Source organism: Nitrobacter sp. JJSN (genome assembly GCF_051912485.1).
Lineage (GTDB): Bacteria > Pseudomonadota > Alphaproteobacteria > Rhizobiales > Xanthobacteraceae > Nitrobacter.
The window spans coordinates 1,599,755-1,623,901 of the sequence record NZ_CP196822.1; the positions used below are offsets into that span (position 1 = coordinate 1,599,755).

A 24,147-nucleotide genomic window follows, 5' to 3' on the forward strand; every position below is an offset into this window, starting at 1 on the left:
TGCACCGCCCGCCCCTGTGCGGACGTACTTGTCGAACCCTTACGGCTTTCTCGTGAGGCGGATCGACGCTTTGATTTATGATTTGGTATGTGGTGGTGCGCTCGGAGGGAGTGAAACAATCAAGTGTTTTCAACTACTTATAGAAAAGGTGGGAGCGTGGAACCCTTTTGATCCCCAACGGTTATTTTCGGCAGTGCCCTCACCCTACGGGGCTAACGTAGAGACGATCGTTGCAAAAGCACCGAAAATGTATTAGCTTCACTACAGATCGCTGGATATAGGGCGTGCGTATAACCAGCCCCGCCTAGGTAAAACTAGGACCATCCGAACGGATGGACAGCCCGCAAGGGCCAAGAGGTTCGCCCCGAGACGCTTAGGCGTCGAGCAGACCCGAAAGGGTCTGTTTCTATTTCTACCACGGTTTTTTCCTATTTTGGCTAGTCACTCGCTTGGGCAGTTTTCCCTTCAGAGCTAGATCAACCAAATTCGAAAAGCGCACTTCGCCAAATGTCGCGACGTACCGATCAGGCGTTCGTACGAATCCACTTCGTACCCGCATCAATAGGTGGATGCCTTCCACGCCTTTGTGCCTCTCCAACGTGAACGGGATGATGTAATGATTAGGGATATCATCGTCACCCGTATCCGCACTGATCACCAAGCAGCGGTCTTGATGTCCTAGCCACACCTTCCCCTTCATGGCGTGATCGAGACGAGCCCAAATGTCGAGTGAAGCCCCATGGCGCTCGGTACAAAACCGGCCATCCTTTCGAGTGGACCCAGGGAATTTTGGACGAGTATCGCCTTCCCCCGCATCAACAGTGAAGCAATGGTCCTCGAACGTCACTAGAATGCCGATCTCAGCATCCTTGGTCTGAACAGTAGTTCGCCGATCGTCCAGATGGACAAGATCATACGAGACCCCGCCAATCTCAAAAACACCCCAAGTCGCCATGCGCCCCCGCTGATAGACGAAGCACAATAAGCTTATGTAGGTGTGCGGGGCTACCCCGGATTGGGCCAGTTGCACCGCATAGGTTGCAATTTGCCGGCTCGAATAAAGCGTTACTTTTCCTAAATTAAACGTTGCAGAAGTGGGGAAGTAACGGGGGGCGTGCGCCAAAAGGTCGCCTACACAGGTGCCTACTCTGGCCGCTTCGGGACGCTGTTGCGCTAAGGCGCCTGCAACCGATGGTTTATCGGGGGGACGATCGAGTTTCGACTCGACCTTGTTCCCTATTCGTTCTAATTTCTGCCATGAGCAACTGGTCGGCTTATTGGCGAATGCCCTCTCCCAAACAGATGGAAAAGCTGGCGCGCGAGCGGCCACGAGAACCCGCCTCCGATGTCGATGACGGTTGGTGGGAATCGGTACTGAACGATCCGCGAGCGGCCGGCGCCCCTCGCCTCCCGATTCATCAGATGCGCCTCAATGAAATCCCGCGGCACTTACTCCGCGTCGAGTGCATGAGGTGCGCCAGGGTTGTGGAAATCCAGAAGGCCGACGCGCTGCGCTTGTACGGGCCGCACGCGGTGTGGAAGGATGTCGGCCAAAGGCTACTCGACGACGGTTGCCAGCATCGCACCCGACGTCACGAAGAAGACGGCTGCTGGCCGGATTGGTTCGGTGGCAGCCAAGGATGATCTAATTGACATATTCGGAGCAAAGAAAAAGGCCGGCAGTTTGCCGGCCTTTCACATTAATTTTGACGAGATCAGTACCTCGCGACGGCCGAACCGCCCCAGTTGAAGCGATAGTTCACGCCCGCTTTCACCGTGTCAATCCGAGTGGAGGAGTCGGCAAACACCGTCCCAAGCCCAAGCCCGGTTGTATTGACTTGCACCGTCTTGTTGCCGAGGTCGATATGCTCATACTCAATCTTGGCGGACCAATTAGGCGCGAAGCCCCATTCGATGCCCGCGCCGGCTACCCAGCCGTCTTTCTCGCTTCTGGAGGAAAGCCCTCCAAACGGAACGTTAGTAACTGTTATCACGCCATCGGACGCACCCCGCGCCCAAGCCCAACCGCCCTTGCCGTAGAAAAGCCAGTTATTGAATGCGTATCCAAGCCGACCTGTAACCGTCGCTATATCATCAATTCTATCAACGGAACGGATGCCAACAGTCGGAAACACGGGGTCGGCAGTTCGAGATTCCCCTCTCAGGCCTGCCCAAGTGTATTCTCCTTCCACACCCAAGACGAAGTTGTTGACTTGCCAATTAAATCCTCCCTGCACACCGCCGAGGACTCCATTTGGATGGCTCTTGTTGAGCGCAGTTCCCGTCGGATATAAACCGAACCCACCGAGACCAAATCCACGGTTACCATCATCCACTATAGTGTGCCCCTGGTCAGCCCAGCCGCCGCCGACGTGGCCGCCCACATAGAAGCCGCTCCAGTCATAGACCGCTGCAACGGGAGCGGGCGCCTTGGTGTACATGCGCGGTGCGAGATCAGCAGCATTTGCGGCCGACGCACTGATCAGCGCAGCGGCTGTCGCGAGAAAAATCTTTTTCATTATCCGCACCCCAAAGTTAGAATCGATGCTCGTATTCTAAAGATACAACCTTGGATGCGCTGTAGTCAGCGCGCCACACTTTGACGGAAAAAAGGGCCCTGCCATCCGCTGGCAGGGCTGAAGGTCGTCTCCTGGAGCCGGATCGTTGCCGGTCGGCCAAGCTAGCCACAGTTTCGTCGGGTTCCAAACAAAATCGGTGAATGCCTCGCAACGATCCAGCGCGCCATTCATCCGTTGCGGCTGAGCTTCCCCCCACCAAACATCCGAACGAACATCGCAATCGTCAATTTCTCCGAACTTACCTTCGGCTTCTTGGCCACGGCAATGTCCTTCGCGCGGCCGTCGCCGGCCGTCTTTCGATCACGCCGCACCCCGATCCTTGCCCCAAAGTTTCGAGATTGCGGTGGCCTCGTTGGGCTGATTGTTCATCCGCAGATAGCGAACCATCCGCAGCCAGAGGTTCGCGCGGAAATCAGGGTCGACGCTCTTGAGCGTAGTGTCGGTCTTTATGCCCGCAACGCGCGCGGACCGATCGATCTCCAGCAATGTTTTTGCGGTATTGGTGAAATCGCGGCGGGATAGTTGCAGCTTTGCGACCGCCTCAAGTTCGGCAAGTCGTTGGCGAGCGTGTGGTGTCATGCGAGTCTTTTCATTGTCAGAGAACGAAGCACCGGGTACATCCGCCGAATGCCTCGCTCCTAGGATCACGCAGCTAAACGCGCCGCGTAATACTCGGCCGGGCTTGTGAAGCGCTGACCTGTCACAAGTTCATCGGGAGTTGGCTGCCGATAATCCGCGATGCCGTCGGGACCAGGTTCGCAGACTCGCTCCTCGCCAGGTTTTCCGACCAGCCAAACCGCTGCCTCGACCTTTGCAGCCACAGCTTCGAATTCTCGCGGCTCCATTTGCGCGATATTCCGCGCTTCATTTCGCGCAACGGCCACGATTGCCTCGGCTTCTGCGAGAAGCTCAGTCAGCGCTTCAATCTCGGCGACCTCCGCGGGGTGCTTGAGTTCGATATACCGCGCTTCAATTTTATCGATGATGTCGCCGTTGGCGAAGCCGCTCAACTCGGGTGGCGCGGTCACCGCAGCTTCGACCAATCGCAAGTCTGTCGTCGTCATCAACAACGCTTCGCGCTCAAGCGGTTTCAGCGAGCGTAAATGCTGACGAATCTCGCCGCGCTCAAGCGCACCCGCCAGATCAGCTTTGTCAGGATCCGCCGGCTGCAAACACGCGCGCTTTGCCTTGATGTCGCGATCTAGAGTGCGGATGGGCTGCGTAGCGACGTGTTGCGCGCGAAGCGCCGGCGCTGCTAGATCACGCACCGCCGCCTTGATGCCCGCTTCTGTGTACTGGCGGCTCGCGGCGATTCCGCTGCTCCGCTTCGAAAATTCAGCCACGGCGGTGGCCACGGCTTCGGCGGATGCGCGAACGGCAGCGTGTCGCGGGTTGCTTTTGAACTTGTCGAGACGGGCGAGAAGACTGGCGAGGTTAGGATTCATAGTTTTCCTTTTGTGATGTCAGGTGACGATGAGGATGTTTTTGGCTTCGATTTTCGCCGGATTCCGATGGGCAGGACCGATTTCAAATGACACGCGCGTGCCGCGGTTCAGTTCATCAAACTCTTCGGGGGTTTGCGTGATGTGCGCGAAAATGTCCGGCTGGCCGTCATCGCGAGAAAGGAAGCCAAATCCTTTCGGGGAATTCCACATCTTCACCGTGCCGGTAAATCGGGGTTCTTTCATCGGCAGGATCACGCGGCGCTCTCGCTCATCGAACGATGAAACACGTCGGGCCGGAACGCCCACCGACCGGCGATCTTCTTGGCACCCGGTAAGGCGCCCGCCTCAAGGAGGCAGTAGGTTTGCTGTCGCGACCGATTGATTTCGCGTGCGATAGCGCCGGCGCCCCATACGATCGTCGGACTACAGTCAAAGTCAGATGCGTCCATGTGTGTCCTCGCACATACAAGAACTCCCGCAAGCGACGCGTCAGGTCGCAGGCGGGGCGAAAACGATTAGTTTTCGATAATTCATCGAAAACACTTTACTACGGTTCACGGTGTTTGTCAACGGCTGCAATATTTCGGCTTGCGCGTCAAGTAGGCTACGGAATTTATTTTACCCTTAGCCGCCCGGATCAGGTGCCATAGACGCCGTTCAGGGGATTGCTTGGTTCGCCATACCCGCCCGCGTGACCCCGATAAGTACCAACGACGGCCGTTGGCGCCTGCCACCGAGCGATCAATTCGGTCAATGCCCACACGAGCGCGTCGACCCGATCCGGCGAATATCCAGCCCTGCCCCGATCAAAGTCGCTGGTGAAGGCGCACAGTTGATCCTCAAGCGTCGCGAAGCTGCCAACATGGTGCACCTTTCGCTGCTCATAAAGCGCGGCGATCGGCTCGGCGCGTACCACTTTGCCGCGGCTGGCGTGTACGGACCGGTAGCTTACGAGCGGGTCCACAGCGCGGATCGTTCCCTCGACCATTGCACCGCCGTTATTTACTTCAGCTATGATGCGGTCCGCCTTGTGCCGACGGTACGCATCGATTGCCTTTGCCGCCCATTCGTGCGGCGCGTACCGACCAGACAAATCCTCAAGAATGTACGCGTGCTTGTCGCCGCCAACACCAGCGACAACGATGCCGGTTTCGTCCGAGCCTTCATTGTTCGAAGCGGCGGGATCGATCGCGACAACGATGCGGCGCAGTTCGGGCGCCTTCGCTACGCGATCACGGTCAAGCCATTCGAGTTGCCAAAGCGCGCCCGGCGTATCGGAAAGCATCTCCGCGTTGATTTCCTGCCGACCCAGGCGCGTGCCTTCGTACCGATCGCGCAACGCTTGAATGAATGTCGGCGCGAGGTTGGCCTCGTTCTCGAATGTTGAGCCGCGGGTAACGACGACATCCTGACCTTCGCGAGATAGCAGGGCCTTAAGCAGTTTTATCGGTCGCGGCGTAGTGGTGGCCAACCATCGCGGATGACGACCAAGGCGCAATCCGAACATGAGCATGTCCCATGTCGACTGCGGATCCGGCCACGCTGCCAGCTCGTCAGCCCATGCAAGGTCAAACTGCGGTCCTCGCAGCCGGTCGGACTCCTCAGCCGAAAACAAGGTGGCGGTGGCGCCATTATTCCATGTCAGACGGCGCTTGCTGGGTTCATATTGAGGCACGTTCCATGATGGTGCCAGGCGCAGGATGCCACTTTCGCCTTCGACCATAACGTCCCGCGCATCAGCGGCGGTGGCAGCGACCAATGCGATGCGACCCGCGGTGCCAGTCTCGACGCATTCGTTGATCCAGCCCGCGCCAGTGAAGTTCTTACCGAATCCCCTGCCTGCGCAAACCACCCATCCGTTCCAGTCGCCCTGCGGTGGGAGTTGGCTTGATCGGGCTTTAGCGCGCCAGCCGCCGTCTTGAAGCGTTTCCGCGAGGGCCGATGCGATAGACATTTTCAATCCTCAGTACGGCGGGGGAAGAATGGCGGACGGTGCGGCCGGTTCATGCTCGATTAGAATGGGCTCGGGACGCGCCCTGCCCGGCCCGCCAGTGCCGCGGATAGAGTCGGCATCATCCGCGTCCAGTTCCTGCAAAGCCGCCACCACGTCGGCCCGTGCGGCGCTGTGTGGGGCAAGGGCGCGAAGGATCGCCGCCTGCACCTTAGCGAAGGCCGGGCTGTTGATGATCGCGACGTTGTTCGTAACGTTTATTTGGCCTTGCGCGATGGTGGCGATCTCGCCAGTCACCTTGCCTATCTTTTCCAGGACCGACGTGAGCGATGTCGCCACAATAGCGGCGCCCCGGCCATCGCCGGCTTCGGTCATCAAAGCCAGTTGGCTCATCAACATCGTTCGGACGACCCGAAAGTGGTCGAGGACCGATGCGCCCTCCGCCGCGGCGGTTTGCGCTAGGTCGGCAAGCTGCGCCGGACCCGCGAGGTACGACGCCTTCACTTCGTCGGCGACGTGGTGCTGCCAATGGCGATGAATACTATCCCGAGACAGGCCGAACTTAGTTGCCAGATTGTCAAGGCTGGCGCCGCCGGCGCGAAGCAATTCAATCCGCCAGCGCTCGTCGTGCTGACATACCGTGCAGCGCGGTCCCTTTTTACCCAATTCCCACTCGCAAAATTCCGTCGCGCATATGCATACCCCATAGGGGTATACCACGGCGAGCGGAAAATAGCAAATTACGCCTGCTGCAACCGGCCGATGGTTGTCGCATCGACGGCGTATGATCGTGCGATGTCGGCTTGTGTCTCGCCAGCGGCAAGCCGCGCTATGGCCTCTTGGCGCTGGTGCGGTGTCAACTTCCGTGGGCGTCCGAACCTGACGCCGCGGTCCATGGCACGCTTGCGACCCTCGCCGGTGCGAGCACGGATCAACTCGCGCTCAAACTCGGCGAGACCGCCTAAAACGGTCAACATGAGCCGGCCGTGGGCGGTCGTGGTATCGGCCCATGTGTCAACCAATGATCGGAAGCCGACGCCGCGTTCGCCTAGCGTATGCAAGACATTGAGCAAGTCACGGGTGGAACGTGCGAGACGATCGAGACGCGTCACAACCAGTGTGTCCCCCTTCTGAAGGACGCGCAGCGCCTTAGCCAACTGTGCGCGGTCTGTCTTGGCGCCGGACGCCGTTTCGCTGAAAACCTTAGAGGCACCGGCGGCGCTCAAGGCGGCAACCTGGGCGGCAACTGTCTGGCCGTCCGTCGATACTCGCGCATAACCGTAGATTGTCATTGGAAATGCCCTCACTTTTGCAGCTAACTTTTGCAGGTATAAACCCGCGCAAAATCAACGTCAATAAAAACATGCAAAAGTTGTAAGTTTTGCAGGTTCGGCGGCAACGTAATGCACGACGACGTAGGAAAAGCGTTGCGATGATGGAAGCGATTTGCTGGGGTTTTATTCTTTGTTGTCTTCCATCGACGTGGGCGTGCTGGGCGCACCGGGCACGGTTTTTGATTCTCTCAGATTCTCTACTTTCGGCTGTCTACCTATAATTTACAGTCTGTTTTTCACCACAATGAAAAACCGCGCCCACAGTGCCCGGACGCCCGGCTCAGTACGGTGGTGGTGCCACTAAAGCCGGCGTGCTGAGCAGCCTCGCCGCAGCAAGACGTTCGCTCTCACTCAAATCCTGTCGTGCATAGATCGTCGTCTTGCCACCGTTCATGCGCCATCGACCGCCACTATCTCGGGCGTCCGGGTTTGCCACAGCAATATAGCCGCATTCGGCAAGGCGCTTCGGAAGTGCCCGACGAAGTTTAGGGTCGTCGAACACCAAGTGCAGGTGACTATCTCTCGGCATCCTCGCTCGGACCATAGGGAGCGTGAGAGCGGCAGGCTTGCCCATCGTTTCGATCACGTCGGTAAGATCGCCGCTTTCCGGTGCCAAGCCGGCGGCGACGACCATATGCCATCCAGCGGTCTTCGGCGGCGGCGTCTTGGCGTTGAAGCCGGTCAGGTCCAGATTTGCCAGATAGTGCGCGACCGCCTCGTTCCCGCCGTTTTCGAACCACGCGTAGATTCCATCGAAGTAGCCGTCGGGGAAATCCTCTTTTTTCCTGTCGGAAATGCAGACAAAATGTCGGCGATCATTGCGATCGAGATAAAGCGCGTCCGCATGGTTACTGGTCAGAATGACGCCGCAGACGTTCCGGGCAGCATGGTGCGGAACATTCTTTTCGTTGACGTAATGCGCTGCAGGCGGCGCCGCGAGGATTGGCTTAGTCCGATCGTGAAAGGCGTATTTCGATTCCCCGCCGAGATCATGGACTTCGTCGATCCGCAGCATCACAGATTTCAGATACCCGTTGAAATCCGATGTGAAGAATGTCTTCGCCGAAATGCTCTTGAAGTTATGCGACCCTACGGCGGCGACCACCGGCTCAATCGCCGTGTCTTTGCCCACACCCGGCTGGCCAATGAAGACGAGTCCGTGGTTCACCTTCTCTCCCGGCCGCTGCATGCGGTGCGCGAACCAGAGGACGATATGCGCCCATTCGCCGGGATAGATAAACTTGATATGATCAAGCCACTTCGAGACGTCGCCCTCGACCGGGTTAATTGAGGAAGGCAGGTAAAGGTTGAAGCTTCGGCATCCTGGTGCTCGGACCCAATCATCCGCGAGGATTCTGTCCTCGATAATCATTGGTTCGCCGGGATCCCAGCCCATCGACTGCACAGCACGATGTTGCGACAACCAGGTCGACGCCAGCATTCCCGGTCCAGACGCTTGCATCGCGTCTTTAACCCGGCCGCAATGCTTGTCGAAGCTGCCGGACGCCCAAAGGCCGCGCGACGGTTCGTGGATGATTTTTCCGGACGGCAGATGCGCCCAAAAATTCGTCAATGCGTTGGCTTGATCGATCGGTAATTCAGGATGATCCGGTAACGGCCCTATTGCCCCGGCGAGATATTGCTCTCGCGCAGCGTTCATCTGCACCAGTATCTCTGCCGGAATCTCGATAGCGGGCCCGGGTGGCGGCATGGGGCAGCCGAACGCGTATCGGAACATCCAGTTCACTTCTTTCAGCCCGAGCAGCGTTAGGAGGTTTTCGCCTTCGGTCTTGAAGTCGTTCGGTTTCCACCAACGCTTTCGAATTTCCTCTTCCCTGTTTCCCCATTCGAGTAGCAGGACTGCGTTCAAGCCGTCCTCTCCAGGGAACGACAACTTGATACGCTTCGCAAGTTCGAAATCATCGGGCGTCGTCTCGCGGTCATCGAGCGTCCAGACTTTTGCCATATGCTGACAGTACCAGACCACCTCAGCGTAGCGGATGCCATCATGGGAAACGCCATCGAACGCATCGGGCACGGGCGCGGTGATCTTAGGGGCTGTTTTGGGTTTGACGTTAGCGGCCACCACGGCGCGCAGATTATCTACAACCGTCCAGCTATCCCAAGCTTGCTTGACGCGCACCGGCTGCGGATTTGGCGAGCGTCCGCGCTTTATCTTGGCCGCGTTGGGCCAGTTGAGCGTGCCGGGAACGCGCATGATGCGCGAGATATCCGCGACACACATCTTGTCGCCGGTCAGTTCACCGAGAGCTTTTGCCAACGGCTTCGACTCGTCAGGTGAGAGTGCCCGATCAAGGATCATAATTTCTTGAAAGTTGCCCTCTGACGATTCGATGACCAAGTTTGGCGCAACAGGTGCGTGCGGCGGTGCTACGCCCGGATGATCGGCGTCGGCATCAACCGGGAACGCCAGAGTTGCAACCACGTCGTCTTGGCCACCTTTGGCACCGTCCGGTAAGTCCGGCCGCATGACGGCGTACGACTCATAGATACCGTAAGGCAGGCCTTCGAACGCCATCGCGCCGGCGGTCATTCCGTCTATGTCGCCGATCTGGAAATGCCGATTGATGGGCGGGAGACCTAGCGATTTATCGGCGGCGATCGCAGATAACACCAGCTTGCCGGGGACGTTGGCACGCTCGGCGAGGTGATGCAGCATCCAAAAGTGGTTACGGATGGTCGTGCGGTCAAACGTGGTACTTGACGTCGCTATATCTTGTGGTAAGATGTCATTCATAATACTACATGCGCCTCCTACGCGCATTCAGACCCAGCCCTGGCCGGCTGGGTTTTTCTTTGGTCAGACGCGGCGCGTGCGCCACTCTGCCAGAGTGTCTTTCAGATCGGCGATGTCACGGCGCTGGCGTTCAAGTTGAGCGACGAGCCGTCCGGCGTTGTGTTCGAGTTCGGCAACGATCTCGCTGGCAACGGCGATATCCTTCGTGCGCACGTCAATGGGATAATCGACGCTCATGCAGCCACCGCCGTCTCAGCTTCGCGAGCAGCGATCCATTCGCGAACCGCGTCTTCCGAAATGCGCGTGGTCTTGCCGAGTTTGAAAGACCGCGGCGCTTTGCCTTCGCGTGCCAGAATATAGAAATATGCGCGGGAGATTCTCTGCGCCGTGCAAAACTCATCGATCGTCAACGAAACCATTTCTGATCCTCCGTTATGGAAACGTGTGTGCAGGATTGTCCACCAGTCCTCAGGGATTCACTAAATTGCATGGGGCGTATCAATTTCTAAGGCAAACCAAGGGTGTCTACCTGCGAACACCTACAAGCATGGCTCGCGGGTCCACCGGTGAATACGGTAGGCACTCCCGTGTCGTTTTTCCAAACGTCAGCCGCACAGCAGTAGCGTCGAAGATTTCGTGCAACGATTTGCAGTTTCGGAGAGTGGCGTTCGTCGCCCGCGGCAGTGATGCGGTGATGTGCATTAGGCGACGTCATCCGTCAGACAGGTGCCCCAGCCGCGAAGATTCTTGGCATCTAGTCGCCGGATGAGTTGTGATCCCGCTTTGTAACCGCGTTGTCGAAAGCCAAGGATGAAGTCAGTTTCGCCGTAAGGTGGAGGCGGAATGAAACGAGTTTCTAAACTCTCCGTAGCCGTCTTTTTAAAGTCCGGCCTCTCCGGATCGGCAAAATGCACGAGTCGCGAGACGACTAGCGTCAGGACACCTTGGTCCACATAGAAGTCGAGGACTACTTCGCCCTTTTGAGTGCCCTCTTCTTTCAGCCACGCGTCGAGCGCGCCGCCGTTCAAATCCTTCGTAATGAGGTCAACGAAGAAATCTTTCACAGTGGTGCTTTTGGTGAAAGCGAACGGGTCATCCGTATGCGAAGTGATCCGGATCAATTGGCGCCACACACGAACATGCTCCGCAGCCCGATTTGCCACCTCCACTCCACACACGCCGAGCAACAGATTAATCTTGTCGTCGGTGGTCATTTCCGCCGCGCGGGGACCCTTTCCGGCTGTTGACAGGAGTCCGGTAGGTCGCAACGCACGCGCCACAGTGTTGACGTGGGTTTCCGGAATTCCGGTCCAAGCCGATGTGTGCGGGATCAGATCAGAGAGCCTCATCGGGACATCCATATTTTTCTTGACATATACATTCGGTACAGGCTACTGAATAGGCTATTCGGAAATCAGTACCGAATGCCACATTACTACGTTTCCCTAGTTTGTCAACCAAAGGAACCCACCCTGTGACCAAAATCCGCGAACAAAAGGCTCGTAACCAATTGAAGAAACACGGCTTTCGCCTCAACAAGGCACCGGCACGCCACTGGACTCGCGCTCAATATGGCGTCGGTTATCAACTCATCGCCCCCACTGGCTTCGTTATCGGTGCCAATCAACGCGAGTACGAAATGAGCCTCGCCGGCGTTTTTGAGCACATCGCGTGGCTTGCGCGGTGCACTGCGTGCGAGCAGCTACAGGCTGTTCGTAAGGAGTTCTTCGAGAACGGCGGCGCGGAAGACGATTGGCAGTGCGAGTTGAAAGAACTGGCCGCCGACAGCTTTGTCATGGAGGCCGCGTGATGGAAAAAACTCTCAACAGCCTGAAAGCACGGCTTACCGAAGAGGCCGAAGCTTACCCGGTCAATGCCAACATTGATGCGCTCGATGTTTGGCGGAAAGGTTTCGATCAGCTTCGCCAAGACATCGAACGGTTGGAATTTGCCAAGAAAAATCCGGTTCGCTCGATGTATACCGGCCCCCTGTCCGGCACCCGGCAGGGACATCCATAATATGTCCCGTCGCGCCGCCCATTTCGTGCAAGCCGACGTCGCCCGCGCGTTGCGGGCGGCGCGGCAGGCCGGTGCAGCATCCGTGGAAATCCAGCCGGGCGGGTGCATCCTGATACGCTTGGACGCCCCGCCGGTTGCACCGAAGGACATTGACGACGGCGATGAGCCGGTCATCCTATAACCATGCCCCGCCCTCGCCCGCCGCACCTCCAGCGCGCCGTCACCCGACACGGTAAGACGGTCTGGTACGTGCGCTTTGGGCGAGGTCCGAAAATCCGTATCCGTGGCGAGTACGGCTCGCCAGAATTCGACGCTGCCTATCGAGCCGCCGTATCCGGCGAGCAAGCGCAGCCCTTGGGTAAGGCCGCCAAGGGCACGCTGGAATGGCTCTGGCTACTCTACCGGCAATCCAGCGCGTGGACCGACCTTTCACTGGCGACGCGGAAGCAGCGCGAAAACATCATGCGCCCCGTTATTAAAGCCGCCGGTCACGAACCGCTGTCCCGCATCGACAAGAAAGCGATCATGGCGGGCCGCGAACGTCGGGCAAAGACGCCGACACAGGCGAAGCATTTTGTCACCACCATGCGCGGCATGTTCATGTGGGCGCTAGATCATCCAGATAGATTAGTACGTTACGATCCGACCCACGGAATCAACTTTAAGCGGTCGCGAAAGGACAAGAAGTCCGTAGGTTTCCCGGTTTGGACCGACGACGATATCCTCGCATACGAGCGTCGATGGCCACGCGGGACGCGCGAGCGGTTGATGTTCGATATCTTCTGTTACACGGGCCTGCGCCGCGGCGACGCCGCTGTGGTCGGAAAGCAGCATGTCCGCGACGGTGTGATTTCGATCCACACCGAGAAAACCGGAATGCTGGTCACGATTCCAATCCTTGATGACCTGCAAAAGACGCTGGACGCCGGACCGACTGGCGATCTCACATTCATCGCAACGGTGTTCGGGCGCCCGATGACCAAGGTCGGATTGGGGAATCGCTTTCGCGAGGCGTGCGACTTGGCTGGTGTGAAGAAGTCGGCTCACGGACTGCGCAAGGCTGCTGCGACGCGTGCTGCGAACAACGGCGCGACCACTGCGCAGATGAATGCGATCTTCGGATGGGAAGGCGATGCAATGGCGTCGCTATATACGAAGTCTGCGAACCGAACGAAACTCGCCGCCGGTGCGATCGACAAGCTGGCGCGGAACGAAACGGAAAAACCTATACCCTCACCTGAGCAAAAGGTGGGGGTTTTAGAGCGAAAAGCTGAATAATATCAAAGCTGATTTTTTGAGGTGGTGCGCTCGGAGGGACTCGAACCCCCACGATTTTACTCACTGCCACCTCAAGGCAGCGCGTCTACCAATTCCGCCACGAGCGCTGAGAAAACGGACCGAAGCTGGCGCCCCGACCGGATCGACGGCGCGGATGTAACAAAACAATGATGGGGGGACAAGGCCCCGGGGACGTTCTTCCCGGGCTGAAGGGCTGGGAAGAGGACTGCCGCCCGAACCAGAACGATACTGGAATCAGGGGCTTCGATTGCTCTTTTGATCCCGACGCCCATCCCGGCCCGGACATGCGGGCCTTCAAGTCCGATCCGGAAGGCTTATCTGCGGTCCGGGGTTCGCGGCAGCATCTGTTTGACTTCGACCGCGATGCGGTTGCGGTTGACCATCACCACCCCGCTGGCGACCGGCAGGTTGTTGGCAAGGATCTTGACCTCGTCCTGCTCGGTGGCATCAAGCTCGATAATGGCGCCACGGCTGAGCCGCATGACCTGATGGACAGGCATCGAAGTGGTCCCCAGGACCACCATGAGATCGACAGATACTTTATCGAGCGTTGCCACGAATACAAACTCACAGACCATGCAAATTGCTACGGTTCCAGACCACCACAGTTATGGTTAGACAATGGTTAACAACCGCCAGACCATCGATTTGAAGCTGTTTGCAGCCTCGCCTAGCGAGCCGGTGAACTGGCGGTTGTCCGATGCTCCGGTGCCTTACCCCGAGGCTGTTGCCATCATGGAAGCGCAGGCGGCGGCGATCGCCTCGGGCGAGGCTCCGGAACTGGTCTGGCTGCTGGAGCACCCGCCCCTCTACACCTCCGGCACCAGTGGACGCGAAGCCGATCTTCTACAGGTCCGCTTTCCGCTGTTTTCGACCGGCCGCGGCGGTCAGGTGACCTATCACGGCCCCGGCCAGCGCGTGGCCTATGTCATGCTGGATTTGAAGCGTCGCCGCCCCGACGTGCGGGCGTTCGTCGCTGGCCTGGAGGAATGGATCATCCGCACGCTCGACGCTTTCGACGTCAAAGGAGAACGGCGGGAGGACCGGGTCGGCGTCTGGGTGGCGCGCCCGGACAAGGGGCCGGGCCATGAGGACAAGATCGCGGCGATCGGCGTGCGGCTGCGCCGCTGGGTATCGTTCCACGGCATCTCGCTCAATGTCGACCCCGACCTCAGCCATTTCGAAGCCATTGTGCCCTGCGGTGTCACCGACCCACGCTACGGCGTCACCAGCCTCGCCGACCTCGGCCTCCCCGTCGCGCTGGCGGATGTCGACGTTGCCCTCAGGCAGGCGTTCGGAGCGGTGTTCGGACCCTCGGAACTGCGTCTGCAGGAAACGACGGCCTGACCCGTTTGATTGGGCTTTCGATGCGCGGCTTTGCCTACGCCGTCGGGAGTTGCGAGAAGCGCTCGCCGGGCCGGATCATTTTCAAGGCGTTCGCCGTCACGGCCTGATCTTCGACGGCATCGACGCGCGCGAACTCCGGCCCGTTCCGGCAGCGCGCCACCATGGCCGCGACAGCATCGGCCGGTCCCGCGAACAAGGCCTCTACACTGCCATCACGGCGATTACGCACCCAACCGGCAACGCCGAGACGGATGGCTTCGCTCATCGTCCAATAGCGAAAGCCGACGCCCTGGACGCGGCCGCGGATCACGATCTGACGAACCAGGTCTTCCATTTAATTTTATCCCGGTAACCTCACGCCGCGAGCATAGGCTTAAGACGCTGTCGAAAACGCCTGCAGCCTCACGCAAACTCGAGGACCAGCGCATCCACCGCCAGCGTCGCTCCGGGCACCGCCGCGATCGTCTTGATGACTCCGTCGCGTTCGGCACGCAGCACGTTCTGCATCTTCATGGCTTCGATCACCGCCAGCGTCTCGCCCGCCTTGACTTCCTGTCCCTCGGTCACGGCGATCGAGACGACGAGGCCCGGCATCGGGCACAGCAGCTTCTTGCCGGTATCGGCCGTGGTCGCGGCCGGCATCAGCCGGGCAGCAGCCGCCTCGGTCTCGGTGAATACGTTGATCGCGGCCTCGAACCCCTGATGCGCGAGCCGGAATCCGTTTGCGATCGGCCTCACCTGCAATGCGATGGGATGCCCGTCGAGCGTGCCTTGCCAGACCGGTTGGCCTGGCACCCACCGCGAGAGCAACTGATGCGCGTTGCCGACACCACCATCCGCACCCACGAAGCGGATCGTGATTGCATCGCCGTCGCGGGCAACGTCGAGCAGGATTTCATCGCGGTTGAGCCAGACAGCGCGTCGACCTTCGCGCGTCACCGCGCGCCCATTCATCTGGCCGGAAATCTGCCGCTTGCGCTCGCCGAGCACGTGATCAATCGCGGCCGCCACCGCGGCGAATCTGTGCGCGATCTCTCCTTGCGGCGCCTGCGCGGTAAATCCCTTTGGGAATTCCTCGGCGATGAACCCGGTCGAGAGATTGCCGGCGCGCCAGCGCTGGTGATGCATCAAGGCCGACAGAAAAGGAACGTTGTGCCGGATGCCGTCGATATAAAATGCGTCGAGCGCCTGAGCCTGCGCTTCAATGGCGGCGGCGCGCGATGGTCCATGGGTGACGAGCTTGGCGATCATCGGATCGTAATGGATCGAAATCTCGCCGCCCTCGTACACGCCAGTATCGTTGCGCACGATGACGCCGTCCTGGTTCATTTCGTCCGGCGGACGATATTTGACGAGACGTCCGACCGACGGCAGAAAATCCCGGAACGGATCTTCGGCATAGACGCGCGATTCAACCGCCCATCCCGTCAGTGTCACGTCCTTCTGCGTGATCGATAACTTTTCTCCCGCAGCAATGCGGATCATCTGCTCGACCAGATCGATGCCGGTGATCAACTCTGTGACAGGATGCTCGACCTGCAGCCGCGTGTTCATCTCAAGGAAGTAAAAGCTCTTATCCTGCCCTGCGACGAATTCGACCGTGCCCGCCGAGTTGTAGTTCACTGCCCTAGCCAGCGCGACGGCCTGCTCGCCCATCCTTCGTCGCGTGGTCTCGTCGAGCAGGGGTGACGGCGCCTCCTCGATGACCTTCTGATTTCGCCGTTGTATCGAGCACTCGCGCTCGCCAAGATAGATCACGTTGCCGTGCTTGTCGCCCAGCACCTGGATTTCGATATGGCGTGGATCAACGATGAACTTTTCGATGAAGACACGATCATCGCCGAACGACGACTTCGCCTCCGCCTTCGCGAGATTAAATCCCTCGGCGACCTCGGCGATCGAGCGTGCAATGCGCATGCCCTTTCCGCCTCCCCCCGCCGACGCCTTGATCATCACGGGATAGCCGATCTCGTCGGCGATCTTCACCGCGTGCCTGTCGTCCTCGATCACGCCGAGGAAACCGGGGACCGTCGAAACCCCGGCCTTGGCCGCAGCCTTTTTGGATTCGATCTTGTCGCCCATCGCAGCGATAGCGTCGGGATTGGGGCCGATGAAAACCACGCCGGCGTCGGCGAGCGCACGCGGAAACGCCTCGCGCTCGGACAGAAAGCCATAGCCGGGATGCACGGCTTGCGCCCCGGTCTTGTGGCAAGCCTCCACGATCTTCTCGATGACGAGATAGCTTTCGGCCGCCGCCGGCGGGCCGATCGACACAGCCTCATCGGCCATCTCGACGTGAAGCGCGTCGCGATCCGCCTCCGAGTACACGGCAACGGTTTCGATGCCCATCCGATGGGCCGATTTGATGATCCGGCAGGCAATCTCGCCGCGATTGGCGATCAGAATCCGTTTGAACATGTGCCTGTTGACCTGCAACCTTGAGGCGCGGTCCAGTCTTCCGGACGGTGCGAGCGATCTGGCCTAGGGACGCGGCGTAACTGTTCCGTCGTACAGAAAAACAAAACAAGAGCAAAGGCTTTTCGGCGGGAGCGCCTCTCAATGGGCTTGATGCGCCGCCGCCCGAGCGCTTGCGCGGTCGGCGACACTGATGAGCAGACGACTACGGGCCGATGGCTACAGAAACGACGGAAGCAGATAACCCACCGTTTGTCGCTTCTGGCATTTCGCGCGGCTTACATGCCGATATCGAAAACGTTCGGGAGGTGCGTCAGCGGCAAGGTCGCCGCCCCGATCAGGCTCGCGACCAGCGCCATCAGCCGACGATTGCTGCGACGTTTACCGCGCATCTGACTTGCGACCCACTCCAGCACTTCGATGTTGACGCCCACCGCTTTGGTCGGCGCCCAACTCTCGATGGGGGTGCCCGGCGACAGGGCGATGCTGCGCGGTGGCACCGGCAAGCCCGATGCGGACGTAGCGTGGTGCACGATCGCCTTGGCAAAAAGATCGTCGAACCGCCCGTCATCGCTTCGCTCGGCGGCGACATCGTTGATTTCAAACAGGGCTTCGGCTTCCTCTCGGCTCACCGGCTGGTTATCCATGGCGGCGGCCGTCAAAAGACGCGCGCACCAGGACGCATCGGTGGAGTCGAGCATGCGGGAAAAATGAACGCGGCCGCGTGCGGTCGGTCCCTCTCCGGTGATGACGCCATCCCGCACCATGGCGAGGGCCTGGACGACCGCCATGCGGTCTGTGATTTCCGAGGGCTCAAAGGCGGTCGGTTCGGTGAAGGCTAAGGCGGCGGACATTGCTATTTCTCTTCTTCTTCAATCCCAGCAATCCATTGCGGGTGTAAACGGCTGGTTAAGGAATCAACAATCAGGTCGCGTCTTTTTTAGTTGCTTGCGAAAGAACTCAGTCACAAGCTGGTCGTCGCTGCGATCAACGTCTCGGTTCATCGCAAGGCGATCCGGCGGTCGCGGGGCGGGTCCGCGGCAACTTCGCGGCGGACACATTAAAACAATGCAATCTTTTCGCCTTCAGGCAGCGAAGCAAAACACGATGCCAGTGATTTATCAGAATGGAGAAAGTTCTATCCTTTTCCGCCAGACGGTTCCCTTCCGCGGTCGCGCGCCCTATACTGATCGAGACCATAAAATCCCGTAATTTGAACGACATGAGGTCACACTATGGCACTTGCGATTAACGCTGACGCTCCCGATTTTGAAGCTGAAACCACCGAAGGTCACATCCGTTTCCATGAGTGGCTGGGCAATAGCTGGGGGCTTCTGTTTTCCCACCCGAAGGATTTCACCCCGGTCTGCACCACGGAACTGGGTGCGGTGGCCCGCCTGAAACCCGAATTCGACAAGCGCGGTGTCAAAACGATCGGATTGAGCGTCGATCCCGTCGCCAACCACGCGAAGTGGGCCGAGGACATCAAGGAGACCCAAGGGCACGCGCCGAATTTTCCGATGATCGGCGACACCGATTTCAATGTCTCGAAACTCTACGGCATGCTGCCGGCCAGCACGTCTGGCGACGTCAGCACCCGCACCGCCAACGATAACGCCACCGTGCGCAATGTCTTCGTCATCGGGCCGGACAAGAAGATCAAGCTCGTGCTGGTCTACCCGATGTCGGTCGGCCGCAATTTCCAGGAAATTTTGCGCGCCATCGATTCATTGCAGCTCGGCGCAAAGCACCGCGTTTCGACGCCAGCCGACTGGAAACAGGGCGAGGATGTCATCCTGGGTGGCGCGATCAGCGATGAAGAAGCGAAGAAGCTCTATCCGCAGGGCTGGAAAGCGCCGAAGCCCTACATCCGCATCGTGCCGCAGCCAAAGTAATTCGTTGCGCAGCGAAAGAACGAAGGGGACGCCTCGGCGTCCCCTTTTTTTTTGCGGGCACGTCGAATGACGACGACCGAGATCATTCCATCTCGTCGTGAACCATCTAGTCAACCGCGGTTCGTCGGCTTCGATTGACGGGGATCATCCCCAGCTCGTCGAAATCGCGATTCATGGTTTGCGGCCTTTAGCGCCCGAACCTATGCTATGCGGCAACACCGGTTTGCCGCGAGGCATGCTCGCGCAATTTCTCCTGAACACCGACAGAGAACGGGAAATTACCATGCACGTTCGCGCCGCAGTCGCTGTTGCCGCTGGCAAGCCGCTTGAAATCACGACCGTGGAACTCGACGGCCCGCGTGAAGGCGAAGTCATGGTCGAAATCAAGGCCACCGGCGTCTGCCACACCGACGAGTTCACTTTGTCCGGAGCCGATCCGGAAGGGTTGTTTCCGGCGATCCTCGGCCATGAGGGAGCAGGCATTGTCGTCGATGTCGGCAAGGGCGTGACTTCGGTGAAGAAAGGCGATCACGTCATTCCGCTCTACACGCCGGAATGCCGGCAATGCCCGTCATGCCTGTCGCGCAAGACCAATCTCTGCACGGCGATCCGCGCCACCCAGGGCCAGGGGCTGATGCCCGACGGCACGTCCCGTTTCTCGCTCGATGGCAAGAAGATCCACCACTACATGGGCACTTCGACCTTCGCCAATTACACCGTGCTGCCGGAGATTGCGGTCGCCAAAATCCGCGAGGACGCACCGTTCGACAAAGTCTGCTACATCGGTTGCGGCGTTACCACCGGCATCGGTGCGGTCATCAACACCGCGAAGGTCGAGCCCGGCGCGAAAGCGATCGTGTTCGGCCTCGGCGGCATCGGACTCAACGTGTTGCAAGGCCTGCGGCTTGCCGGCGCCGACATGATCATCGGCGTCGATCTCAACGACGACCGCAAGGCATGGGGCGAGCGCTTCGGCATGACGCATTTCGTCAACCCGACGGAACTTGGCAAGGACCTCGTCCCTCACCTCGTCGACATGACCAAGTCTGGCGCCGATCAGATCGGCGGCGCAGACTACACCTTCGACTGCACCGGCAACGTCAAGGTGATGCGCCAAGCGCTGGAAGCCTGTCACCGCGGCTGGGGGCAGTCGATCGTGATCGGCGTTGCGCCAGCCGGCGCGGAGATCGCGACGCGGCCATTCCAGCTTGTCACCGGTCGGGTATGGAAAGGCACGGCGTTCGGCGGCGCACGCGGCCGCACCGACGTACCGAAGATCGTCGACTGGTATATGCAGGGCAAGATCCAGATCGACCCGATGATCACCCACATCATGCCGCTCGACGACATCAACAGGGCGTTCGACCTGATGCACAGAGGCGAGTCGATCCGCAGCGTCGTGACATTCTAATAACGTGTACGTCTTCAGAAATCTTCCGGACACGGATCGACGATCTTCCAAAGTTCCGGACCGTTCTTGATCTTCTTCATTTCGGTGGTCAGGCCGCCATTGCGGTGAATCCAGTCCTTCACGGACGGCGGATAGTAGGACATCAGGTCGGATGTCCCCTTATAGCTTGTGACCTTGATGCCGAAGGTGAACGCCTTGTCATAATACGCTTCGTGGAATCCGAGGCTGGCGCGCGGCGTCACGCAAATCCTGTTCATGGGTACGATACCGAACACCATGGTGCAGGCCGAATTACAAATACCGTCGATAATGACGCGTTCGTGGCGATCGCGGATACGCTCATACTTGGCCTTGTATTCGGTGACCAAGCCGCCGTGATCGCGCGTAATATGGAGATCGGCGCGGGCCGGCACCGTAGACAGCAGCAGGATCATAAAAACGGCAATTCGCATGGGAGCGACAGGTGACCAGAGAAAGCCTGCGTTTCGGAATGCGGGCGGCCTCGCGACCTTTCGCATCGCGAACTCTGCCCCCTACTCTCTTGGCAATTCGTTAACCACGGCACTCTGGCTGAAAAACGGCAACCGGCCGCTCCGGAACCCATCCGCTGTCATCGATGCACGAGCCTGCCCGCCGAGGCAGTCTGTTGCAGCGGCGTGGTGTCGAGCCGCGCGATCTGTTCGGCAAAATGGCGATAGAAATCCTGCATGTCCTTGCCGGCGAGTTCCCGACACCGCGCCAGCGCGACGTCTGCCTCGTCCCCCCGACCAGCTTTGATCGCGATCAGCAGCGCACCATGCACGCGTTTCCATTCGACAAACTCCGGCGACGCCGTCACCGCTTCGTCGCCTGCGATCGCGTAAATCTTGGTAGGCCGCGTCTTGCCTTTCAACAGGATCTCTCCTGCCTCGAGCAGCGCGATCCCCTTGGCTCGCTGCGCCACGTCTTCCGAGACCAGAAGGTCCACATTGAGCCCTTTGCTTGCTGACTCGATCCGGGCCGCCACATTCACGACGTCGCCCATCGCGGAATAATTGAATCGTCTCAGCGATCCCATGTTACCTACGCAGGCTAGTCCGGCATTGATGCCGACCCCGATCCTGACACGCGGGTCCTTGAAACCGCGCGCGGAAAACCCGAACACGTCGGCGTCGTTGAGCGCGTCGAGTGCCGCACGCATCTTGAGCGCGGCGCGACAGGCTCGGGTCGCATGATCGGGAACGTCGACCGGCGCGTTCCAGAACGCCATGATCGAATCGCCGATGTATTTGTCGATCGTTCCCAATTCATCCTGGATCGCATCCGACAGCGGCGCCAACAACACATTGATGAAATCGACAAGTTCCGTCGCCGTCAGAGCCTCGGAGATCGGCGTAAAGCCGCGCACATCCATGAACATCACGGAAATGTCGCGAGATTCGCCGCCGAGCCGCATCGCCTGCGGCGATTTTTCAAGCTGCGCGAGCAGTTCTGGCGCAAGATATTGGCCGAAGGCCTGACGCACGAATTTCTTCTCGTGATCGGAGGCGACGTGAAGCACGCGCTCGACAGCGATATAAACCGCCAGCGCCGCCAGCGAGGGAAAGATCGGATCGATCAGCAACCGGAAATGCGAAAAAGCGATCCACGATCCCGCGAGCCCTGCCACGAACACCACCACACCGGCATAGAATGAAAAACGGGCGCCGAACGCCAAGACCAGGCCTGCGACCAAGGCGCCGAACAATACGGTCAGGACGATCTCGAGCCCGTTGGTCCAGTCCGGACGCTCAATGAAGTCCTGCGCGAGGATCTGTTCGATCAATTGCGCCTGGATCGCCACGCCCGGAACCAGCCCGCCGAGCGGCGTGGCGCGTGAATCCATCAAACCCGCGGCCGATGCACCGACGAGGACGATCGCGCCATCGATCAGAGGTTTGACCGCGACCTCTTTGGCGGGATCGAGAATGTCTTTCACCGACACGTAACGTTGCGGCTGGTCGCGACTGAAATAGACCCAGGACTCTCCGTTGTTGGTCAGCGGCAGCTTGAACGCGCCGACGCGCATATCGATTAGCGCTGCATGACCGGTGTCGTTGTCGCCACTCGATCCGGTCCCGCGGACGATGATGCTTTTCTGGTTCTGGGCGACGCGCAGCGCCTCGATCGCAAGACCAGGGTAGACGTTCGCGCCGTCGGAGAACAGCATAGGGACGCGGCGGACGATACCGGCGCGATCGTGCGAGCTCAGATTGATGCCGCCGATGCCCGCGGCCACTTCGTTGAAGATGGGCAGACTCGACACCGTGCCATGAAATGGCGCAAGCACCTTTGTCGGATTGACGCCGACAAAGGCCAGTCCGGCCCGGACCGGAGGACGCTTGTCGTTGGCGGCGTCGCCGGCGGCAAAGCCAAGCACGACCCCCGTTTTACCGATGGCATCCGCGAAGGCCCGATCATGATCCGGCAGGTTCGCGAGCAGCTTCATGGTCTGGTCGAGATCGGGAACGCCAGAGTCCTTCAAGTCGTTAGCAAGCCGGCTCGGCGTGGTGCGATCCTGCTCGGAAAAGATGACATCGTAGGCGATCACTCCAGCACCAAGGTCGGCAAGTCGGCGAGTCAGCGCGGCAAGACGCGTCCGCGACCACGGCCATTGTCCGTATTCGGCGATCGAGGCCTCATCGATATCGACAATCCGCACCGGCAGATCGGTATAGGTCCGCGGCTTGAGCCGCTGATAGGTATCGAACGTGCGCTCCTTCAACTCGGTGACGATGCGCGGATCGTAAGCGCGCAGCGAGGTGAGCAGCACAAGCGTCGCCACCGCAGCGCCGACCGCACGGAGATTCTTGTTGCGCATCAGCCGGCGCAGACGCACCCACGCCAGCATCGTCCGCACACGCAAGGTGCCTCGGAAATGCGCGGTAGCCTTCATCGCCCGGCCTCGATTGCAGGCGCGAAAAGATGGCCGGTGCAGCCTACATGGCAGCGCGTCAGTCCACGGCGCATCACTGAGCGTCGCCTGGGCAAACTGAGATCGGCGTAACCAAGGGACGACGACAAGGCCCTAATCCGGTTCGATGATTTTGCGATCGGTGGTTCGACACCCGCCGGAACAACGAGGTTACCGACAAACTAACGAACTCCGCTCAATTTGGCGTGACGAAAATAGCCGATTTTTCAGCACTATCAGAGGTTTTCCGGTTTTCCGCCCCAGATTAACGAGAAATCCGCTGTCTGTCTCTCATCCTCGTCGCCAGCGCCGATCAGAAAACCGGAGGCGACCATGGCGACGGCCCGAACATTTTTCCGCACGCCGAACTTCGCGCTGATGGCAGCGCTGATCCTGTCGTTAACGTCGGCGACTGGATATGCGGTATCCATCCACGCCGGAACCGACCCTCGCTTGCAGGACCTCGCCGACAACGCCGCGCTCGCGGGCGTCAATTCGCTGGCGATGAACGTTGATCAGCCCGCAGATGCACGTTCGGCCGGAGCCATTGCGGCAGCCCGAACCGTCATCGCATCGCAACCGGGCGTCGTCCAAAGACTCCAACCGTCAGTCGAAGGGCTAACGATGTCGGTCGTCGTGGAAGATGCCGATAAGGGACTGCGGGCCTCTGCAACCGCGAAATATATTCCTGCGAAAGACAACCGTTCGGTCCAGCGGGCCGTCCACCCGCAGGGATACACAGCTGCAGCGCTTTGACGCGCG

27 protein-coding genes and 1 tRNA gene are annotated in these 24,147 nt (G+C 59.4%); 9 read left to right on the top strand and 19 right to left on the bottom strand.

All coding sequences use genetic code 11. The features are described from left to right. Positions 1-412: 412 nt before the first annotated feature. Entirely contained in the window at positions 413-1,330 is a 918-nt protein-coding gene (locus tag ACSZOQ_RS07855; RefSeq protein WP_439926177.1) for a hypothetical protein, read from the bottom strand. Between ACSZOQ_RS07855 and ACSZOQ_RS07860 the strand changes: the two genes are divergently transcribed. Beyond that, positions 1,258-1,644 carry a hypothetical protein gene (locus tag ACSZOQ_RS07860; protein WP_439925417.1) on the top strand — a complete coding sequence of 129 codons (387 nt, stop codon included), beginning with the start codon at positions 1,258-1,260 and terminating at the stop codon, positions 1,642-1,644. The two genes, ACSZOQ_RS07855 and ACSZOQ_RS07860, sit on opposite strands and share 73 nt — an antisense overlap. A gap of 71 nt (positions 1,645-1,715) precedes the next feature. Here ACSZOQ_RS07860 and ACSZOQ_RS07865 read toward each other — a convergent pair whose 3' ends face one another. From ACSZOQ_RS07865 to ACSZOQ_RS07915, 11 genes are all read right to left on the bottom strand, one after another. Then, a complete protein-coding gene (locus ACSZOQ_RS07865; protein WP_439925418.1) occupies positions 1,716-2,519 on the bottom strand; it encodes an outer membrane protein in 804 nt (267 codons plus the stop codon). A gap of 360 nt (positions 2,520-2,879) precedes the next feature. Then, positions 2,880-3,158 carry a hypothetical protein gene (locus tag ACSZOQ_RS07870; RefSeq protein WP_439925419.1) on the bottom strand — a complete coding sequence of 93 codons (279 nt, stop codon included), beginning with the start codon at positions 3,156-3,158 and terminating at the stop codon, positions 2,880-2,882. A gap of 65 nt (positions 3,159-3,223) precedes the next feature. After that, a complete protein-coding gene (locus ACSZOQ_RS07875; protein ID WP_439925420.1) occupies positions 3,224-4,024 on the bottom strand; it encodes a hypothetical protein in 801 nt (266 codons plus the stop codon). Between the two features lie 18 nt (positions 4,025-4,042). Beyond that, positions 4,043-4,330: a cold-shock protein gene (locus ACSZOQ_RS07880; RefSeq protein ID WP_439925421.1), complete on the bottom strand. Its 288-nt coding sequence runs from the start codon at positions 4,328-4,330 to the stop codon at positions 4,043-4,045. 331 nt (positions 4,331-4,661) lie between these two features. After that, positions 4,662-5,978 (bottom strand): DNA-packaging protein, encoded by a 1,317-nt coding sequence (locus tag ACSZOQ_RS07885; protein ID WP_439925422.1) that lies wholly within the window; start codon positions 5,976-5,978, stop codon positions 4,662-4,664. Positions 5,979-5,987: 9 nt separating this feature from the next. After that, positions 5,988-6,581, bottom strand: a complete 594-nt coding sequence (locus tag ACSZOQ_RS07890; protein ID WP_439925423.1) for a hypothetical protein — start codon at positions 6,579-6,581, stop codon at positions 5,988-5,990. Positions 6,582-6,715: 134 nt separating this feature from the next. Beyond that, positions 6,716-7,267: a recombinase family protein gene (locus tag ACSZOQ_RS07895; RefSeq protein ID WP_439925424.1), complete on the bottom strand. Its 552-nt coding sequence runs from the start codon at positions 7,265-7,267 to the stop codon at positions 6,716-6,718. Positions 7,268-7,589: 322 nt separating this feature from the next. Beyond that, on the bottom strand, positions 7,590-10,094 hold the full coding sequence (locus ACSZOQ_RS07900) for a DUF5906 domain-containing protein (RefSeq protein WP_439925425.1): 2,505 nt from the start codon (positions 10,092-10,094) through the stop codon (positions 7,590-7,592). Between the two features lie 36 nt (positions 10,095-10,130). Then, the gene (locus tag ACSZOQ_RS07905) at positions 10,131-10,304 is read right to left on the bottom strand and encodes a hypothetical protein (RefSeq protein ID WP_439925426.1); all 174 of its coding nucleotides are present in this window, start codon (positions 10,302-10,304) and stop codon (positions 10,131-10,133) included. Next, complete coding sequence (locus ACSZOQ_RS07910) at positions 10,301-10,486, bottom strand: helix-turn-helix transcriptional regulator (RefSeq protein WP_439925427.1); 186 nt, start codon at positions 10,484-10,486, stop codon at positions 10,301-10,303. The genes ACSZOQ_RS07905 and ACSZOQ_RS07910 overlap by 4 nt, the downstream gene beginning before the upstream one ends. A gap of 282 nt (positions 10,487-10,768) precedes the next feature. Further along, the gene (locus tag ACSZOQ_RS07915; RefSeq protein WP_439925428.1) at positions 10,769-11,281 is read right to left on the bottom strand and encodes a hypothetical protein; all 513 of its coding nucleotides are present in this window, start codon (positions 11,279-11,281) and stop codon (positions 10,769-10,771) included. Positions 11,282-11,541: 260 nt separating this feature from the next. Between ACSZOQ_RS07915 and ACSZOQ_RS07920 the strand changes: the two genes are divergently transcribed. The 4 genes from ACSZOQ_RS07920 to ACSZOQ_RS07935 are packed head-to-tail and all read left to right on the top strand — an operon-like array spanning position 11,542 to position 13,364. Continuing rightward, positions 11,542-11,877: a hypothetical protein gene (locus ACSZOQ_RS07920; protein WP_439925429.1), complete on the top strand. Its 336-nt coding sequence runs from the start codon at positions 11,542-11,544 to the stop codon at positions 11,875-11,877. Beyond that, entirely contained in the window at positions 11,877-12,086 is a 210-nt protein-coding gene (locus ACSZOQ_RS07925; protein ID WP_439925430.1) for a hypothetical protein, read from the top strand. Before ACSZOQ_RS07920 ends, ACSZOQ_RS07925 begins: the two co-directional genes overlap by 1 nt. Before the next feature lies 1 nt (position 12,087). Continuing rightward, the gene (locus tag ACSZOQ_RS07930; RefSeq protein WP_439925431.1) at positions 12,088-12,267 is read left to right on the top strand and encodes a hypothetical protein; all 180 of its coding nucleotides are present in this window, start codon (positions 12,088-12,090) and stop codon (positions 12,265-12,267) included. Between the two features lie 2 nt (positions 12,268-12,269). Further along, complete coding sequence (locus ACSZOQ_RS07935; protein WP_439925432.1) at positions 12,270-13,364, top strand: tyrosine-type recombinase/integrase; 1,095 nt, start codon at positions 12,270-12,272, stop codon at positions 13,362-13,364. Positions 13,365-13,386: 22 nt separating this feature from the next. On the opposite strand, the gene ACSZOQ_RS07940 is transcribed toward ACSZOQ_RS07935, so the two are convergent. Both ACSZOQ_RS07940 and ACSZOQ_RS07945 read right to left on the bottom strand, forming a co-directional pair. Further along, positions 13,387-13,471: transfer RNA gene (locus tag ACSZOQ_RS07940), tRNA-Leu, on the bottom strand. A 228-nt stretch (positions 13,472-13,699) separates the two neighbouring features. Beyond that, on the bottom strand, positions 13,700-13,942 hold the full coding sequence (locus ACSZOQ_RS07945) for a FliM/FliN family flagellar motor switch protein (RefSeq protein ID WP_412774683.1): 243 nt from the start codon (positions 13,940-13,942) through the stop codon (positions 13,700-13,702). Positions 13,943-14,006: 64 nt separating this feature from the next. Between ACSZOQ_RS07945 and lipB the strand changes: the two genes are divergently transcribed. Beyond that, entirely contained in the window at positions 14,007-14,732 is a 726-nt protein-coding gene (gene lipB / locus ACSZOQ_RS07950; protein WP_439925433.1) for a lipoyl(octanoyl) transferase LipB, read from the top strand. 34 nt (positions 14,733-14,766) lie between these two features. Here the strand turns inward: lipB and ACSZOQ_RS07955 are convergent, their stop codons facing one another. From ACSZOQ_RS07955 to ACSZOQ_RS07965, 3 genes are all read right to left on the bottom strand, one after another. After that, entirely contained in the window at positions 14,767-15,066 is a 300-nt protein-coding gene (locus ACSZOQ_RS07955) for an acylphosphatase (RefSeq protein WP_439925434.1), read from the bottom strand. Positions 15,067-15,134: 68 nt separating this feature from the next. Beyond that, positions 15,135-17,150: an acetyl-CoA carboxylase biotin carboxylase subunit gene (locus tag ACSZOQ_RS07960; RefSeq protein ID WP_439925435.1), complete on the bottom strand. Its 2,016-nt coding sequence runs from the start codon at positions 17,148-17,150 to the stop codon at positions 15,135-15,137. Between the two features lie 275 nt (positions 17,151-17,425). Further along, entirely contained in the window at positions 17,426-17,938 is a 513-nt protein-coding gene (locus ACSZOQ_RS07965) for a hypothetical protein (RefSeq protein ID WP_439925983.1), read from the bottom strand. Positions 17,939-18,382: 444 nt separating this feature from the next. On the opposite strand from ACSZOQ_RS07965, the gene ACSZOQ_RS07970 reads away from it, so the two are divergent. Both ACSZOQ_RS07970 and ACSZOQ_RS07975 read left to right on the top strand, forming a co-directional pair. Continuing rightward, positions 18,383-19,042: a peroxiredoxin gene (locus ACSZOQ_RS07970; protein ID WP_439925436.1), complete on the top strand. Its 660-nt coding sequence runs from the start codon at positions 18,383-18,385 to the stop codon at positions 19,040-19,042. Between the two features lie 283 nt (positions 19,043-19,325). Next, positions 19,326-20,453 carry an S-(hydroxymethyl)glutathione dehydrogenase/class III alcohol dehydrogenase gene (locus tag ACSZOQ_RS07975; RefSeq protein ID WP_439925437.1) on the top strand — a complete coding sequence of 376 codons (1,128 nt, stop codon included), beginning with the start codon at positions 19,326-19,328 and terminating at the stop codon, positions 20,451-20,453. Between the two features lie 14 nt (positions 20,454-20,467). Here the strand turns inward: ACSZOQ_RS07975 and ACSZOQ_RS07980 are convergent, their stop codons facing one another. Both ACSZOQ_RS07980 and ACSZOQ_RS07985 read right to left on the bottom strand, forming a co-directional pair. Further along, positions 20,468-20,905, bottom strand: a complete 438-nt coding sequence (locus ACSZOQ_RS07980) for a hypothetical protein (protein ID WP_439925438.1) — start codon at positions 20,903-20,905, stop codon at positions 20,468-20,470. A gap of 158 nt (positions 20,906-21,063) precedes the next feature. Continuing rightward, entirely contained in the window at positions 21,064-23,367 is a 2,304-nt protein-coding gene (locus tag ACSZOQ_RS07985; RefSeq protein ID WP_439925439.1) for a CHASE2 domain-containing protein, read from the bottom strand. 351 nt (positions 23,368-23,718) lie between these two features. Here ACSZOQ_RS07985 and ACSZOQ_RS07990 point away from each other — a divergent pair, with 351 nt between their 5' ends. Beyond that, on the top strand, positions 23,719-24,141 hold the full coding sequence (locus ACSZOQ_RS07990) for a hypothetical protein (protein ID WP_439925440.1): 423 nt from the start codon (positions 23,719-23,721) through the stop codon (positions 24,139-24,141). Positions 24,142-24,147: the final 6 nt, after the last annotated feature.

Coding starts and splice junctions, on each gene's coding strand:
- ACSZOQ_RS07865 (WP_439925418.1), bottom strand. CDS start 2,519: ATGAAAAAGATTTTTCTCGCGACAGCCGCTGCGCTGATCAGTGCGTCG.
- ACSZOQ_RS07990 (WP_439925440.1), top strand. CDS start 23,719: ATGGCGACGGCCCGAACATTTTTCCGCACGCCGAACTTCGCGCTGATG.
- ACSZOQ_RS07955 (WP_439925434.1), bottom strand. CDS start 15,066: ATGGAAGACCTGGTTCGTCAGATCGTGATCCGCGGCCGCGTCCAGGGC.
- ACSZOQ_RS07910 (WP_439925427.1), bottom strand. CDS start 10,486: ATGGTTTCGTTGACGATCGATGAGTTTTGCACGGCGCAGAGAATCTCC.
- ACSZOQ_RS07895 (WP_439925424.1), bottom strand. CDS start 7,267: ATGACAATCTACGGTTATGCGCGAGTATCGACGGACGGCCAGACAGTT.
- ACSZOQ_RS07935 (WP_439925432.1), top strand. CDS start 12,270: ATGCCCCGCCCTCGCCCGCCGCACCTCCAGCGCGCCGTCACCCGACAC.
- ACSZOQ_RS07980 (WP_439925438.1), bottom strand. CDS start 20,905: ATGCGAATTGCCGTTTTTATGATCCTGCTGCTGTCTACGGTGCCGGCC.
- ACSZOQ_RS07915 (WP_439925428.1), bottom strand. CDS start 11,281: ATGACCACCGACGACAAGATTAATCTGTTGCTCGGCGTGTGTGGAGTG.
- ACSZOQ_RS07925 (WP_439925430.1), top strand. CDS start 11,877: ATGGAAAAAACTCTCAACAGCCTGAAAGCACGGCTTACCGAAGAGGCC.
- ACSZOQ_RS07875 (WP_439925420.1), bottom strand. CDS start 4,024: ATGAATCCTAACCTCGCCAGTCTTCTCGCCCGTCTCGACAAGTTCAAA.
- ACSZOQ_RS07870 (WP_439925419.1), bottom strand. CDS start 3,158: ATGACACCACACGCTCGCCAACGACTTGCCGAACTTGAGGCGGTCGCA.
- lipB (WP_439925433.1), top strand. CDS start 14,007: ATGGTTAACAACCGCCAGACCATCGATTTGAAGCTGTTTGCAGCCTCG.
- ACSZOQ_RS07985 (WP_439925439.1), bottom strand. CDS start 23,367: ATGAAGGCTACCGCGCATTTCCGAGGCACCTTGCGTGTGCGGACGATG.
- ACSZOQ_RS07965 (WP_439925983.1), bottom strand. CDS start 17,938: ATGGCGGTCGTCCAGGCCCTCGCCATGGTGCGGGATGGCGTCATCACC.
- ACSZOQ_RS07930 (WP_439925431.1), top strand. CDS start 12,088: ATGTCCCGTCGCGCCGCCCATTTCGTGCAAGCCGACGTCGCCCGCGCG.
- ACSZOQ_RS07885 (WP_439925422.1), bottom strand. CDS start 5,978: ATGTCTATCGCATCGGCCCTCGCGGAAACGCTTCAAGACGGCGGCTGG.
- ACSZOQ_RS07905 (WP_439925426.1), bottom strand. CDS start 10,304: ATGAGCGTCGATTATCCCATTGACGTGCGCACGAAGGATATCGCCGTT.
- ACSZOQ_RS07900 (WP_439925425.1), bottom strand. CDS start 10,094: ATGCGCGTAGGAGGCGCATGTAGTATTATGAATGACATCTTACCACAA.
- ACSZOQ_RS07960 (WP_439925435.1), bottom strand. CDS start 17,150: ATGTTCAAACGGATTCTGATCGCCAATCGCGGCGAGATTGCCTGCCGG.
- ACSZOQ_RS07860 (WP_439925417.1), top strand. CDS start 1,258: ATGAGCAACTGGTCGGCTTATTGGCGAATGCCCTCTCCCAAACAGATG.
- ACSZOQ_RS07975 (WP_439925437.1), top strand. CDS start 19,326: ATGCACGTTCGCGCCGCAGTCGCTGTTGCCGCTGGCAAGCCGCTTGAA.
- ACSZOQ_RS07970 (WP_439925436.1), top strand. CDS start 18,383: ATGGCACTTGCGATTAACGCTGACGCTCCCGATTTTGAAGCTGAAACC.